A 14607-nucleotide genomic window follows, 5' to 3' on the forward strand; every position below is an offset into this window, starting at 1 on the left:
CAGCTATAAAGATACATACCTTGAGGATATTGTTGATCATATGACATACGAAGAGCGTATTGCCGATGTGGATGGCTTCGTTGCACAGGCTAAACCATCTTTTTCACGTCGTACACTATCTGCTATTTCGGAAACAATGGGAAGAAAGCATAAATTATATGGCATTACAAACGCAGATCTGGAGGTCTTCTTATATCTACATAAAAAATGTTACACAAATGGAGTCATTCCAAATGTAACAATACATATGATGTGGGAAGATTACAAACTGTATAAAGAAGAATTTGCTTACATACAGCATTCTCAATTCTATATTGCATTAAAGAAATTAAGTATACATAACATTATTTCGATTGAAAATGAATTAGATGGCCGATATACAATTAAATTAACTCATTTTATGAATGAAGAAACTGAAAAGGCCAATGCATATGTTTATATTAGCCCAGTGGTATTTACAAAGGCTTTCTTTGAGTTATCAATTGCATCTAAGAAACTCTTCTTAGATATTGCAATGCAACAGCACAGTGAAACTACACTAAAACGTTCCTTAGACAAACAAGATGAAAGAGGGAATAGAACTCATTTTGGTGGGATGTACCGCTTCTTACATAAAAAATACCCACATCAGATACGTGCGGTTATAACAGAGTTAACAACTGCATTACCATGTACAGGGACTCCACTATTTAAAATTTGTAAATTACAAAAAGGAGTTAAGAATAAAAAAAGATATACAACTCTATATCTATCCTTACATACCGATTTCTTATGTACAAAAGAAATCGGAGAAGTACAGTATCGTGATCCATTCACACCAAAGTTTACTTATGCTCGTAAAGCTCGTTTTATCGAATCCGTACTACAAGAGATGAGTATTGGAGAATTTACACAAGACATGAACAAATTTATTCATGTGCTAAAACATACATGCAATCGACAAATTCGAAGTGTAATCCATAGCTTACGTGACATGATAGATCGTGATGAAGAATATCCAAGCAAGTTAGTATATACACTGAAGAAATTATTAAATCAAACATCACAATATAAAATTCTTGATACAGCTGCTAAAGAGGGTATCTATCCTCTTATTACACAGCATGTTCCAAAAGAACAAAAAGAACAAGCTGTATTTGATTTCGGATTGCATTTCTCTATGTACTCTCTGCGAAACATCAAAAAGTTGTTCCGCAAAACATATGAATTACTAAACTCTAAATTTGCTATACCTGTTACAGAGGAATCGTATCACCGCAACTATCTAAAGTATCAAGAAGAAACGTTGTTTAGAAAGTACGCCTACGAACAAGGTACAAACCTAAACGCTTATATGGCTTTAGAAATTGAAATACGTGAACTCTTAAAAGCAAGAGGGCATAAAGAGCGTATTATTCCTAGTGATGTTCGTGAATTGTTCATTGAAAAGATAGATAGATTACCGAAAGAAAAGCTTCGTGTTATTGAAGTACCAGATAGCTTCAATTTAATTACATTTATGCGTGCCTTTGAACAGTTAATACGCGCTGGTATCCAAGTAACAACAGCTGAGCAAGTACTGACAGCAATGAAAGCGAACTAATCATCATTAGCTCTCTATTTTTGAAAAAATTCAAGATAGAGGGCTATTCGTGTTGATCCGTTTATTTAAAAGAAATTTACTCCTTCTTCACAATAAGTAACTTTACTCGATTCTATTCATAATAGAGTCTTTTTTTATGCAATCATATACAAAAATATTATGATACTTATCTCAATTTCCACACATACTTTCATAAAAAGACGTTATGAGTTGTCTAAATACATTCAAATATCTACAAGAAATCATAAGAAATAAATTAAATTTCGTGGATAAGTAGATAAATAACACATAATGTGAGTAATTTAGTGCAATTATTATTGATATAAATAGGTTATACGTCTTCATCTATCAAAAATCATCAATATTCATGTGAGTTATGTGCTAAATATGGATTATGTTGATTAATTAACACATAATGTGAATCTTTTGTGGGTAACTATAATCAAATTGTGGAGATTCCGTTAATTCATATGAAATTTCACGATTGAATAAATATGTTTAATAATGTATTAATTTGTTTCATTTTTTATGTAGAAATACTAAGTTTCATTTATGATTATTTGTAGTTTTTAGAGCTTAATATGGTTTGTTTTTCTGCTGCAAAATTCTACTATTTATGATTTTTTACGGTATGTAATGTTAAAAGGCTTTGTTACAGTAAGGATATACGTACATTTCTCAGTCCTATATAAGTTTTATCTTTATATTTTAAATATATATAAGATATATATTTATATTAGATTTTATTAACTAATATTCCTAAACAAACTGATATAGTATAACGATAAACAATAATTATAGAAAAACTAACAAAACTATAGCATTCATTAAATACCATTGTGTGTTCAAAAATAAATCTATAGCCATCCTCATAGTTATTTTTTAAGGTTATAGCAACATGTCAGAGAATTTAAGATTCCTGTCAAACGTCATTCCTATTTTGGAATGACGTATTTTTTTAGGGACAAATTCGAAAACTCATATCATTATCATATGTATTTAGTGTATCTAGAATTCTATATGGATGGTGAAGACATATGAATCAATATCAAATGCTGTATAGTACACCTTATCTGTATTCTTCTCGAACATTGAAACAAATGTACAAAGCTACTAAAAATGAAGAAAACGTATGTGCTATACAAGAACACATGCAACGACATGAAGTATACCTGAACCGACAATACCGAGGGTATTATTATTTAAGTCAAAAAATCGAAGAGGATCTATATGATGATGAACTGGCTGTCTCCTGGAATCAGCTATTAGATGAATATCAACTTTTTAAGGACGGTAAAGGGAATTTGTCCATTAAACCAAAAGGATGGGGTTAATATGACTATCATTGGAGAGCTAGGGATTGTGTATGGCATGACGGGAGCTTCAGTTTTAGGAATACAATTGCTGAAGAAGAAAGGTTTTTATCTTCCAGGTTGGTTGCTACGTGCGGGTCTTAAATGCTTACTAATTGGGAGTGTTTGGTACGTTCTAATGGATATTCTAGATGTGTTTCTACGCTAGCATTACATCTGGTAGTTGAAAATGATTTTAATAGCACATTTTAAACAGCTTTTTCTAAGCTTCCATACAGGCTCAACTACCTTAAGGAGGTATGGAGGGAATGTTGTCACTTTTATTAATCCCAGCAACCTTTATAACTGTAGCTTATTTTTACCAAAGTAATGGACCAAATGATAAGAAAAAAATTGCAATGTTTTTTGAAATTACAAAGGTATGTGTTCAACATAAAGGTGAATTACAATATCCCATTTTTATAAAAGAAATTAAAGATGATATAAGTATGAATTATGTTTACAAGTTACCACTTGGTGTACCTAGTCAACTAATCCAAAAGTTAGCTGAAGTATTAGAAGAAGGTCTATATAAACCTGTTAAAATATCGTTTCATCAAAGAGAGCTTCATATTCGAGTATTTAGCCAAAGAATACCTGAAATGTGGAATTGGTCTAAGGATCTATTAAAAGAGCATACATGGAGAGTTATGGTGGGGAAAGCGTTAGATAAATATGTATATCATGATTTTGAGAAAACACCGCATATGTGTGTAAGTGGAATGACGCGTTTTGGAAAGACAGTATTCTTAAAAAATGTGATGACTAGTTTAATTTTACAACAATCTCAACACGTGAAATTTTTTATTATTGATTTAAAAGAAGGGTTAGAGTTTAGCCCTTACAAAGAGTTATCCCAAGTTGTAGAAGTCGCTGAAAACCCAAAACAGGCATTAGAAATGTTGGGAAGAGTACGTGAAAAGATGGTAAAACAGATTGAAATGATGAAGAAGTCCTATTTTACCAATATCATAGACACATCAATTAGAGAACGTTGCTTCATCATAGTAGATGAAGGAGCAAATCTTTGTCCGACACAAGGATTACCTAAAAAACAACGTGATGTTTTATTTTTGTGCCAGGAGATGCTATCTGAAATCGCAAGAATTGGAGGTGGTTTAGGATTCCGGCTCATATTTTGTACGCAATATCCAACCTCTGATACATTACCAAGGCAAATTAAACAGAATGCTGATGCGAAAATAGGCTTTCGATTACCAACGGCGGTCGCTTCACAAGTTGCTTTGGATGAACCAGGTCTTGAAGATTTACCTTCTCTTCCAGGAAGAGCATTATTTAAGACTGATCGTACAGAAGAAATTCAAGTACCTTTTTTAAAGGATAAAGATATGTGGGAGTTACTAAAGCAATATAAGGTGGTGAAGCAAAATGAGGCATCAAACACTCAAACAGAAAGCGAGACAAATCGAGATTTTATCCACTTTGAGTAAGTTGGATTTTTTAACTAGGAGGCAATTACAAGCCATCCACTGTCTAGGGAGTATTCGAAATGCAAATCGTGTATTAAAGGATATGCACCCGTATTGTCACATTACAAAAATGGCTCGTGAACACGTATATTATTTAAATAAAAAGGGACGGGATTTATTAGGAATTACAAAAGAAGTAAAGAAAAGTAGTCAATTACAGCACATATTAATGCGAAACGAAAGCTGGATGTGGCTTGGATTTCCAGAATGGAAAACAGAAAGACCTATCGAGTTTTCAATTAATGGTCAACGGTATCAGATTATTCCTGACGCAACGTATTTTGAGGATAATGTTCCCTATTTTGTTGAAATAGATCGTATGCAACATATGAAGGCAAACGAACATAAAATACAGTTATATGGCCATATAACAGATATCTACAAAAGACAGAATGCTATTGTTCCAGTAATTAATTTTTTTACATTATCAGACTATCGACAATCAAAGTTAGAGCAATATGCTATAAACCGAAATGTGTTTATGAGAACATTTGTAATGGAAGATATATTTTAGTTGTTTTAAGCATTTATGTCCCAAAAATCATGATAATCAATACGTTTATCAAATTTCCTTAGTGTTTTAATGATTTTAGTTGCGGATGTTAAGGTGGGAATTCGATTCTTCTTATTTGCTAAATCACTTATTAAAGATTTACTTAATCCAGTTCGTTGTACTAACCATTGTTGTTTAATCCCTCTACGGTCTAAATATTCACCAAATGGAGTTCTCTTTTTTCCTAACCCAAACATCGGGATCCCCCCTAAGTAAGCTTGTGGTAATAATAACTTGTCCAAATTTCCATAAATCTAAACTTTTGTTCATAAATATGGAATTATAATTTTAAATAAAGCATAGAATAATATAAAGAAAATCTAAAAAATGTGTAATAATTTTGAAGAATGTAGCATTCATAGTAATAGCTACAAGTTGCTGATACACTATCCTAATGGCAACTTGTTGCAAAGTGTATTCTTACAAAATAAAAAGCTTAAATCCATTGGTGCATAAGGATTTAAGCTTTTTTAAATTTATGAAGAATTGAGGGTGAGTTTAATAAATTAAGAGATATTAGACTGTTCAGCATTCGAATTTTGAAGAACATTGTAATTATTTCATTGGTTTTAAAGAAATAAGTATTTCTCTTTTATAACAATCTGGGTATAACGTGTTTCTTAAGAATTTTCCGCTGTTCAGTATCCAATAGGATCCACTCTTTAAAATGATCTGGATATGTATCATGCAATGGTTGATTTAGGTTTCCATGTAAAGAGATAGACATGACTTAAGGAGGGGATGTCTATCTTCTTTATTAATCCAAGACTTAATTAAATTTCACGTACTGGAATTTAATTAAAAAATGTTTGTATAAACCAAAACAAAAGGTTTATAGTAAGAACAAAGGTTCTGTTTTGGAGGGTGAAACAATGTTTGATTACTCGAAATGAGTTAAGAGTTATTGATAAACATGAAAAGGTGATATGTATATACATCAATCATATTACAGACATAAAACATACATAATTTGAAAAATAGGATAGGTTGTTATATTGAAACGAACAGGTGAAGATGTAATTGGACTGATTGGTACGTTGTTAGGATTACTATGTTCGCTAGTCATTCTATTTCTAGGGAGACTAGCATACGAAATGGGAGAGTTAGAAGGAGCTGAAAAAGGTCTTACTGTTGGATGTATGGGAGCATTTTTTTCTATTTTAGGATTCTTTGGCTTTATAAAAGCTAAGGGTGCATGTAAAGAGGCTGGATTTTTGATGATTGTATCCGCAATAGGTTTATTTGTTTGTGTAAATAAAATTACATTTTATCTATTCCCTGGCTTGGCACTTTTACTTAGTGGACTAAATAATATTTTTGGCAAGAAATAATACATAAATAGCAAAAAAATATTAATTAAGGAGTGGTAAGTGTGAAATATTTTGTATTTGAAGATGATGAATTAATAGGGGGATGTGAAGAGACAATATACGTTTTTGAACAAACCAAAAGAAAAAATAACTACGACAGTATTAATGATTTGGAGGAGTTTGCAGTACAATGCCTATTCATTGAACGGAGAAATACACATTGGTATTGGTATAAAGGAAAAAATGAGATGGAAATGACCATGCAGGAACTCGAAGAGGGGATTAGAGAGGAACTAAAAGAATTGAAAATGATATCCAAAGAAGAATTTACAGAAGTAAGAAACAGATATTCTCCTTATATCAAACCTATCGAGTTTCCTCGAAGTGGAATCAGATGTGCATATGCTTATGAACCAGACTGGAATGATGTGTTCTTTGTTATGGAAACAGAAGAAAGTTATTTTGCCCTTTATTGGTTCACAGGGGCGTGAAATTCACACTCCCTTATAATAAGCATTAATTCTAGATTCACTTAACAAGTTATATTTTTTAATAATCTTATTTGATTGTTTTAAAACATCACTATGTTATTAAATATAAGCCTCTTTAAATATATCTAAGAAGACATACTTACTTACTATCCTCTTCATCTATCTCATAAGAATTCCGGTCTACAGTTAAATAAGTAGCAGTACACTAAACCCTACTATAAAGTGACAAATTACTTTGGATACAGTATTTTGTTACAATGAATTCAAGAGTTATGAAGCTCATTATTTTTAAATACAAACGTGATTTAAACGTTAGTTTTTGTTACAAAACATAGACCAATTATAATAAAACAGGAAAACTCACAAAGTACTTATGCCTGTGGGTGACGAAGGGAATGTGTACGAAATTGAGTAAATCAAGTGAAATAAGTAGATTTGAAAATAGATTCTCAGAAAATGTGATTGAAATAGCAGCTGTCACAGGGGCATTAGGAATTGGTGCATCAAAAGGCGGTGACAACATTTTGTGGACTGCGTCAATTGATTTGATTGCGTGGAAAGACTTACATAACAATGAAACGATTACAAAAGAAGACATACGACTCGCATGGTTGGTTGATGATGAAGAGTGGAGAAAATCAAAAGACATTTTGACAGCAAATACAGTTGTAACATTACAGGTGCGCAAGTCAGAAAATTCATTGATGCTTGTTAAGGTTTTGGAAACACCATATAAAGATGATGAGTTGGAAATCATCTTACAAGATGCGATGAAACCGGTTTTTTATCATGACGGGATCTTGGGTGAGTTTGAACTTGATAAAAGAGTGAAAACTTTTGAAAAGAGAATGTCTTGGGCTGGTGAAGAATGTCATTTATATTTTGATTGGAATAAAGACAAACATATGATGAAGTCTGCACTGGAAACAGCACATGTACTTTTCAAAGAGCAAGATGAATGGAACATGAAAATGAAAATGTACGCCGCAAAAGAACTGGTAGAGTTAGCAAATGAATGGCTACAAGATGATGATGAAGCGGAAATCGACGAAATTACAAAAGAAATGTTCATCGATTCCATCACATTAAGCAGCTTAAGCGTTTATTCAGAAGGTGATTTTGAAATATTCTTTTTGGATGGAGATATATTTTGGGGACATTCCATCATTGTAAGCGGTAATATTCATGAGGGACTCTCTTCGGCTGAGATTGCAGGATAAATTGAAACTTCCATCAGTGAGGATTTTTCTTCATCCCTACTGATGGATTAGTTGGACCAATCGGGCTCTTACTGCTCTAAAGTAGCGGGATAAATTGTTATACTTTTTGATGTGTACGGATAATAAAATGGTTTAAAAATCTAAGTTTTATTCAAAAAATGGCGCTCGATTGTTAAACCATCTAACATTGTTTGCGAACTATAAAGTAAAGGTTTAGTTTATATTTACCAAATCTCTCATAACCACGCTTAAAGTTACCCGTAATTTTAGCTAACAATAACTGTACCTCGGTTATATTATCTTCAACTTTTTTGATTCTTGTTATAAGGGATAGCACCTCATACGCATTAAGCTAAGATTTTATAGTACCTCCAAAACGAATCTTTGTACTAACTTGTAACAAAAATTCGTTCTGGGGTATTTATTTTTCTTAAATTGATGTGCATATAGGGTACCCCAAAATGGAAAATAGCAGGATTTTCGTTAGCATGCAATAATGCATGTTCATTCAGCGAAAAAATCTGGTAAAATCTAAGCACCTGTTCTATTTTTCAGTTATCTTGGAAACTTTACTTTTTAATTACCCAAATGGGGGGCGCTTTATCGCGTCTTTTTTTTATTTTCAAAAGGATCGGCTCAATTTCTTCTTAGAGCCGTACTTTAATTTAAATGTGATACGATAGTTGTATATAGACAATTATGAGAGGCAGCAAGTATTAGAAGAGAAGTAGATAAAATTAGGGGGTGCATTTCATGTTTAACTTACAAGAAGATATTTATGAACAATTGAAAGAGAAAAAAGGGGAAGTTACTGTGTTTCTAAAAAATGGCGTTCCAGTACGTGGGCAGATCCTTGCAATGGATAAATTCACCGTTCTTATAATGGCTCATGGTAAGCAACAACTAGTCTACAAGCAAGCAATTTCCACAATTCTTAAGTAATTCTTTTTCCTTTTTTCGAGGGAAGAGGAAAAAACACAAAAAAATAGAAGATTGAGATCAATCTTCTTCAAAAAAAGGAACAGATGACAGATTACTACTCCAACTCGTAATCAATTATAAATAAGCGTATAGAAATATTCAATACATTCTGAATTTTCTTGATGTATTTGTCTTATTTTTTAAATGATAATATAAGTAATTCTTTTTATTATTATATATTTGTTCTTTCCTGTTGCAGAATCCTTATTATAAGGATTCTCTTTTTTATATTTCAAACCCAAAAACAAAAAGATAAGATGGCGTACCATTTTCTTGGCACCTTATAAGTTAATTCTTTGTTTATCGTTACTATAAATTTCGATAGTGTAAGAGTCGCCTCCAATCCATTTGCTTACTTCTTTTGTTTTAAACGAATCAGTAATTTCTTTTTCTAATTTCTTCCCAAACTCTTTGGCACCTGGATCAGCGCTACTAATTTTTGTATTTATAGTCAGAACATACGGCTGTTCTACTTCAATATTCATTTGATGAATCTCAGAACCCTTATACTCATTTTTAGTAAATATATTTTCCGAAATAGAACCAGTAACTTTATTCCATATTTTCTCTTTTTCCACAACCTTCATATCCCGTTCCTTTATATTGATTGTGTACGGCTTAATCCCTTGATTTTTTAATCGATTACTAATTTCTTTTTTTACTTTAGATGAATCTTCAGTATCAGCAATTTCTATATCTAACCTTCTTGTATTTTCGTCCCATATAGCAGCACTAATAAAGGATTTTTTATTTACAGTATTATTAACTACATCCATGACTTTTGAACCCTCACTCTTGGATTCCTCTGTATTACTCTGACAGGAACACAGTAAAACAAGTGATAATACAGAAACACATAAAATTTTTCCCTTTCCCATTTAATTACCTCCTTAAGTATTCCTAACTTTGTAATATTCATCATTCATTTTACAGTAATTATATTTTTATATAAAATATTCTTTCTATTTATAAAATCAATATTTGCAGCCGTGCATTTTGATTGGTTCTTCTTCCCTTATTTTATAAACGGATGCCTATTTGCTAGGAGTTATGAAAAGACAGGAGATATAATAGTGCCAATAGTAGCGCATATATCATTTAATTCATTTTTGTTTCTAGCGATAAGTTTATAGTGAATTTTTACACATTTACACATGTGTAAATGTGAACTTGTACAAATGTCCACGTGTCCACATGTGCAAATACAGTAGATATTTGTTGAAGAGGGCTATCGTATAGGGGGAAAGCCGATTCTTGAAACACCGGTAATTTCATATATTGATATACACCAAACATCTTAAACTGTGTCCAAAATGCATAAAGGTATAAAAAATGTATAAAACTGAAATGATGGTGAGCATTCTAATTATAAAGGAGTGTTCATTATGATAAATGACGAGTTAAACTGGCAGAAAATATTAAAAATAGGAGCTAGTTCTTTGGGTTCTTCAATAGGTACAGCAATAATAAACGAAATGTTTTCATCAGAAGATAGTGCTCAAGAAGCGGTGAAACAAGCAGTAGAAGAAATTTGTGATAGGGTTAAAAAAATAATTGACCAAGCCTTTTTAGATCACTATGTAGCTAATTGTGACAGTATTGCGAGACGTCTTCAGGGCTATCCAGAGAGCGGTGATGTAAATATTTTACACGGCATATATGACGATGGTTCAGATTTAGTATCAGATTTAGTACGTTTTGAAACGTTTGAAGGTATAACAGCCCTTGTTTACATTTGTACTTTGCATCTAACTGACATAAAAGCTCTTAGTGAAATTGACTCTGGGTATAAAGCTACTTTAAGTCGTTGTGGGGATGAGTATGCTGCTTTATGTGAACCACGTGGTGACAAATTAGTTTACTTTACAAATGTAAGTGTAGGTGATGCAATGTATGCTAATAGTGGCCTCTACGATATGATTACAGCTCCTACTACTTCTAATTCTTATCCTACACTCAAATACAGGTTTAATTTTATAGATGAATGGGATGAAAATTTAGAAACAAAGGTTCATATATATGATTCTGATCCTATATCACTAACAGATCCACTATGGTACACAGAATCTCCAGGTATCCCACGTTATAGATTAACCGAAGCTGGTAGAAATTCTTTATCTATTCAAAGGCTCTATTTGAGTGCTAAAAATGAGATAATCTCACAGAGAGATACTTTCTTAAATGACAGGCTAGAAATTACAAATAATATGCGTGAAAATATTCGCAAGGCATGTGATGAGTGGCGAAATCTTTAAATTCATAAGTGAAACGAGAAGTGAATTCCGACGTTTCTATGCTCCTTAACACACATTTAGGCATCTATTAAAATGAATGCCTAAATGTGTGTATCATTTTCCTTTCATCGTTTAAATTGGAAGGATTTTTAGTTATGGCGAGTTATTCTTTGAATCGTGTCCATACATCATCAATACTTCTTTTTCTTCTGATGTTAAATCTTCTAATTCCTTAGCAACTCCAATTATTTAAAAATAAAAGTCAGACTATGACCTGTTTTTACACATATCTCGGCTGTATCCCTATAGTAGTATGTTAGCCTTTATTTGTTAATTTCTCCTCGACGACTTATCGATAATATCATCAAAAACTTCCGTGCATCTTATAAAGGGTATTAATATTAATTTGTTTTTGGCAGAGGTTTTGATAATTATAAATTCAACTTTTCTATTTTTGGGACGTTTCATTTACAGAAGATAGATAATAACATAATTTTCTCAATAAGGAATTTTTTGCTTTTAATATAATTTTTTCACAATTAATGGTATATCTGTATTAAGGGGACCTTTTCAGTTGATTAGGGAGAAAGATTATAAAAATGATATGGGAGGAACAAAAAATGTCATTGAAAAAGAAATTAGGTGTTGGAGTGGTTTCAGCCGCTCTTGGCTTATCTTTAATTGGTGGGGGAACATATGCATATTTTAGCGATCAAGTGGTGACAAATAATTCATTTGCTGCAGGTACATTGGATTTAGCTATGCAACCAACTACTTCACTTAACTTAGAAAATTTAAAACCTGGGGACAAAATATTAAAGAAATTCAATTTGAAAAATAGTGGTACATTAGATATTAAAGATATCATGATGAAAATAGACTATACTGTAAATGATTTAAAACAAAATAACACTACAGAAGATTTCGGTAAACATATTAAAGTACAATTTCTTTTGGATTGGGATCCTGCGAAAAGCCCTGTATACGAGACAACTCTTGCAGAACTAAAATCACAAAGCCCAGAGATTGCCTCCAAAAAAGTATTTCATTCTAAGTGGACTGAAACAGGGGGATTAAAACCTGGGAAAATGGATTGGTTTTGGATAAAGTTTGTATTTGAGGACAACGGCACAGATCAGAACGTGTTCCAAGGGGATAGTATTGCGCTAAAAATGGAGTTCCAAGCTAATCAAACAGATGGAAAAGAAAGATAAAATTAAGAGCATATTACTGGTAAAAATTAAAACTGAGCTTATGCCTTTTAATTATTTAAAAAATTGTAGGTTATTTAAAATAAAACACAAAAAGAACTTGTAGGGATCCCCACAAGTTCTTTTTTAGATAATACAAAAAAGGTGAAACAAACTATCTCATAATTTGAATCGGAGCAAACACTCTAACTACGGGTTGCCTTCATTATATACCAAATCTTAAAATGTGAAGTTATAATATTTGAAAATTATGTAAATTCAGAGAGAAAATAAAACTCTGATTATAATTCCTAAAAATATCCAAAGGTTTTGCAATTAGACTATTAAAAAGAGTCTTATTTAAGATATTTCTATAATGAAAAAAGACACCTGTGAAGGTGCTTTTTCATCTCTTCTTATTAATCCTAGGCAGAATAATATTTATAACAATAATAGGTAGTAGGTACTCTTAGGTTAATGGCGATATGATGATACCCCACATCCATCAACTTAAGGTATATTTTTATACAAAATGCGGTCTTTCCATATAGTTTTTTATTATCTTTTATAGATTTTATAAAAGTAGGCATATCAAATAAACCCTGACGGGTTTTAATTTTTTTACTATGCTACCTGATGAGTAGAAGTGGTATACTCATAAATAACACCCAAAATATCAAAGACTGTCTTTTTCTCGTATCGATGAGATTTTCGTCCGTTGTGCTGTAGGAGGTTAAACAGACGAAGGAGAACCTTTGATAGCTCTTGGGTGTTTTTGTGTAATGCTTGATGAAAAAGTAAAAAATAATCCTTAATTATGTACATCGCTTTATATTCACTTAGCTCTTTCTGTTTCTTACGTAACAGGAGTTCTCGCATTTTAAACATAGTAGAAGAACATAATAGAATACTAATGAGTTGCCCATAAAGGTGACATTCTAATCGTTCTTGTTTAATAGATTTACAACGATGAATTTGAAACCAAGATTTCCATATTTTAAATAACAGCTCAATTTGCCAACGCAGTGAATATAGATCATAAATTTTCTCTTTTGGTACCCATTCCGTAGGAATGTTTGTCATATATACCGTAATACCTTGTAAAAGTTTTGTACGCTCTGTATATGTAATTCCTTTTTTCTTTTCGCGAATAGCTCGATCACGTAGACGTTTCTGTTTTTGCTCCTCGGTACATCTATAAACTACAATTCGAGTAGGAAGTTTGTCTTTACTCCCTACATATACATCATGTAATTCATACACTTGGCCAGGTTGTAATTGTTTCATGATGTCTTCCAAATGAATCTGTATATATACCGGTCTCAATTGAGCAGGTTTTGTTTTAAATACCACTGTTTCGAATTCTTTTCTATATATTTTAGTTGGTAACTTAAGACGTGATAAATAATATCCTTGCTTATCCTGAATAGACTTAAAGTCTTGTAAACGAAAATATCCTAAATCACGAATATATAGTTCATTCTTTTGTGCCATGTCTGTTCGAGTCGCACTATATGCCTGATCACTTCGTTTTCCTGGTTCAATTTCCACATCAGAAAATTCTCCACTCAACAAATCATACTCTAGTTGAATTTTCACACCAGCTTTATGACTACATCCTCCGGCACCAGGATAAGTAGTTGCGAATCGATCTGGAACTTGGAAGGTTGTAGAATCAAGAACGAGAATCCGCTCAAAATAAGCAGAAAGAGAATTAGAAATCTTAGATACTCCTCCAATTTTAGCTTGTAGAAGTGTAGTAAATACAGTTCGAAAGAAGGCTACAGAAGCCGAATTAAATCGTCGATTAAGTCCCTCCGGACTTAATAAAATTCCTGTTGAAGTTTCTAATTGACTACAAAGTTGAGTAAGAGAGGTAGTAGCGATTTGTTGATTTAACCATACACACAAAGATAAGAAATGGTGCCCGTGGCACTTGCGTTTTCGTTTCATCCCGCCTGCTTCTATAGCTAGTTGATTAAGTGTAGCGGGAGACATATATCGATATAACTCTTCAGCAAATAAAGATAACTCTTGTTTTTGGTGCATATTCATAAAAAGCACGTCACCCTTTCTCATTAACATAAGAGAATAGTAACGTGCTTTTAGCTTCAAAAATAGTCTAAATCCTTAAGTTGATGGATGTGTGATGATACCCCTAAATGAATAAAACAATTTAACATAATAAAATAATACTCGGATGG

At 32.2% G+C, this 14607-nt stretch carries 14 protein-coding genes and 1 pseudogene; 12 read left to right on the top strand and 3 right to left on the bottom strand.

The window, feature by feature from the left end:
* The 5 genes from ACUN26_RS27285 to ACUN26_RS27305 all read left to right on the top strand — a co-directional run.
* Positions 1–1582 (top strand): hypothetical protein (locus tag ACUN26_RS27285; RefSeq protein WP_445540905.1); only part of this gene is annotated, 1582 nt, incomplete at its 5' end.
* A gap of 1037 nt (positions 1583–2619) precedes the next feature.
* On the top strand, positions 2620–2916 hold the full coding sequence (locus tag ACUN26_RS27290) for a hypothetical protein (protein WP_001077844.1): 297 nt from the start codon (positions 2620–2622) through the stop codon (positions 2914–2916).
* 1 nt (position 2917) lies between these two features.
* A complete protein-coding gene (locus ACUN26_RS27295) occupies positions 2918–3103 on the top strand; it encodes a hypothetical protein (RefSeq protein WP_000152451.1) in 186 nt (61 codons plus the stop codon).
* Positions 3104–3203: 100 nt separating this feature from the next.
* The gene (locus tag ACUN26_RS27300) at positions 3204–4385 is read left to right on the top strand and encodes an FtsK/SpoIIIE domain-containing protein (protein WP_000949944.1); all 1182 of its coding nucleotides are present in this window, start codon (positions 3204–3206) and stop codon (positions 4383–4385) included.
* The gene (locus ACUN26_RS27305) at positions 4324–4938 is read left to right on the top strand and encodes a replication-relaxation family protein (RefSeq protein ID WP_001216350.1); all 615 of its coding nucleotides are present in this window, start codon (positions 4324–4326) and stop codon (positions 4936–4938) included. The genes ACUN26_RS27300 and ACUN26_RS27305 overlap by 62 nt, the downstream gene beginning before the upstream one ends.
* A 5-nt stretch (positions 4939–4943) precedes the next feature.
* Here ACUN26_RS27305 and ACUN26_RS27310 read toward each other — a convergent pair whose 3' ends face one another.
* A complete protein-coding gene (locus tag ACUN26_RS27310; RefSeq protein ID WP_000467337.1) occupies positions 4944–5174 on the bottom strand; it encodes a helix-turn-helix domain-containing protein in 231 nt (76 codons plus the stop codon).
* A 798-nt stretch (positions 5175–5972) separates the two neighbouring features.
* Between ACUN26_RS27310 and ACUN26_RS27315 the strand changes: the two genes are divergently transcribed.
* From ACUN26_RS27315 to hfq, 4 genes are all read left to right on the top strand, one after another.
* Complete coding sequence (locus ACUN26_RS27315) at positions 5973–6308, top strand: hypothetical protein (RefSeq protein ID WP_000831332.1); 336 nt, start codon at positions 5973–5975, stop codon at positions 6306–6308.
* Positions 6309–6349: 41 nt separating this feature from the next.
* A complete protein-coding gene (locus tag ACUN26_RS27320) occupies positions 6350–6778 on the top strand; it encodes a hypothetical protein (RefSeq protein ID WP_000873460.1) in 429 nt (142 codons plus the stop codon).
* A gap of 395 nt (positions 6779–7173) precedes the next feature.
* Complete coding sequence (locus ACUN26_RS27325; protein WP_000337474.1) at positions 7174–7998, top strand: DUF2262 domain-containing protein; 825 nt, start codon at positions 7174–7176, stop codon at positions 7996–7998.
* A gap of 753 nt (positions 7999–8751) precedes the next feature.
* Positions 8752–8940: an RNA chaperone Hfq gene (hfq, locus tag ACUN26_RS27330; protein ID WP_000482674.1), complete on the top strand. Its 189-nt coding sequence runs from the start codon at positions 8752–8754 to the stop codon at positions 8938–8940.
* Between the two features lie 320 nt (positions 8941–9260).
* Here hfq and ACUN26_RS27335 read toward each other — a convergent pair whose 3' ends face one another.
* Positions 9261–9857, bottom strand: a complete 597-nt coding sequence (locus ACUN26_RS27335) for a DUF4030 domain-containing protein (protein ID WP_000515247.1) — start codon at positions 9855–9857, stop codon at positions 9261–9263.
* 84 nt (positions 9858–9941) lie between these two features.
* Here ACUN26_RS27335 and ACUN26_RS27340 point away from each other — a divergent pair.
* The 3 genes and pseudogenes from ACUN26_RS27340 to ACUN26_RS27350 all read left to right on the top strand — a co-directional run.
* Positions 9942–10112, top strand: a pseudogene (locus ACUN26_RS27340) (CPBP family glutamic-type intramembrane protease); the annotation flags it as partial.
* A gap of 252 nt (positions 10113–10364) precedes the next feature.
* On the top strand, positions 10365–11234 hold the full coding sequence (locus ACUN26_RS27345) for a hypothetical protein (protein WP_000606396.1): 870 nt from the start codon (positions 10365–10367) through the stop codon (positions 11232–11234).
* 599 nt (positions 11235–11833) lie between these two features.
* Positions 11834–12427: a TasA family protein gene (locus ACUN26_RS27350; protein WP_000053753.1), complete on the top strand. Its 594-nt coding sequence runs from the start codon at positions 11834–11836 to the stop codon at positions 12425–12427.
* A 600-nt stretch (positions 12428–13027) separates the two neighbouring features.
* Here the strand turns inward: ACUN26_RS27350 and ACUN26_RS27355 are convergent.
* Positions 13028–14458, bottom strand: a complete 1431-nt coding sequence (locus tag ACUN26_RS27355) for an IS4 family transposase (protein WP_001055918.1) — start codon at positions 14456–14458, stop codon at positions 13028–13030.
* Positions 14459–14607: the final 149 nt, after the last annotated feature.

The sequence above is a fragment of the Bacillus sp. WC2503 genome (assembly GCF_052682895.1).

Excerpts from the sequence above, each read along its gene's own strand:
- ACUN26_RS27305 (WP_001216350.1), top strand. The coding sequence starts at position 4,324 with ATGAGGCATCAAACACTCAAACAGAAAGCGAGACAAATCGAGATTTTA.
- ACUN26_RS27290 (WP_001077844.1), top strand. The coding sequence starts at position 2,620 with ATGAATCAATATCAAATGCTGTATAGTACACCTTATCTGTATTCTTCT.
- ACUN26_RS27335 (WP_000515247.1), bottom strand. The coding sequence starts at position 9,857 with ATGGGAAAGGGAAAAATTTTATGTGTTTCTGTATTATCACTTGTTTTA.
- ACUN26_RS27310 (WP_000467337.1), bottom strand. The coding sequence starts at position 5,174 with ATGTTTGGGTTAGGAAAAAAGAGAACTCCATTTGGTGAATATTTAGAC.
- ACUN26_RS27300 (WP_000949944.1), top strand. The coding sequence starts at position 3,204 with ATGTTGTCACTTTTATTAATCCCAGCAACCTTTATAACTGTAGCTTAT.
- ACUN26_RS27355 (WP_001055918.1), bottom strand. The coding sequence starts at position 14,458 with ATGAATATGCACCAAAAACAAGAGTTATCTTTATTTGCTGAAGAGTTA.
- ACUN26_RS27350 (WP_000053753.1), top strand. The coding sequence starts at position 11,834 with ATGTCATTGAAAAAGAAATTAGGTGTTGGAGTGGTTTCAGCCGCTCTT.
- ACUN26_RS27345 (WP_000606396.1), top strand. The coding sequence starts at position 10,365 with ATGATAAATGACGAGTTAAACTGGCAGAAAATATTAAAAATAGGAGCT.
- ACUN26_RS27295 (WP_000152451.1), top strand. The coding sequence starts at position 2,918 with ATGACTATCATTGGAGAGCTAGGGATTGTGTATGGCATGACGGGAGCT.
- hfq (WP_000482674.1), top strand. The coding sequence starts at position 8,752 with ATGTTTAACTTACAAGAAGATATTTATGAACAATTGAAAGAGAAAAAA.
- ACUN26_RS27325 (WP_000337474.1), top strand. The coding sequence starts at position 7,174 with ATGTGTACGAAATTGAGTAAATCAAGTGAAATAAGTAGATTTGAAAAT.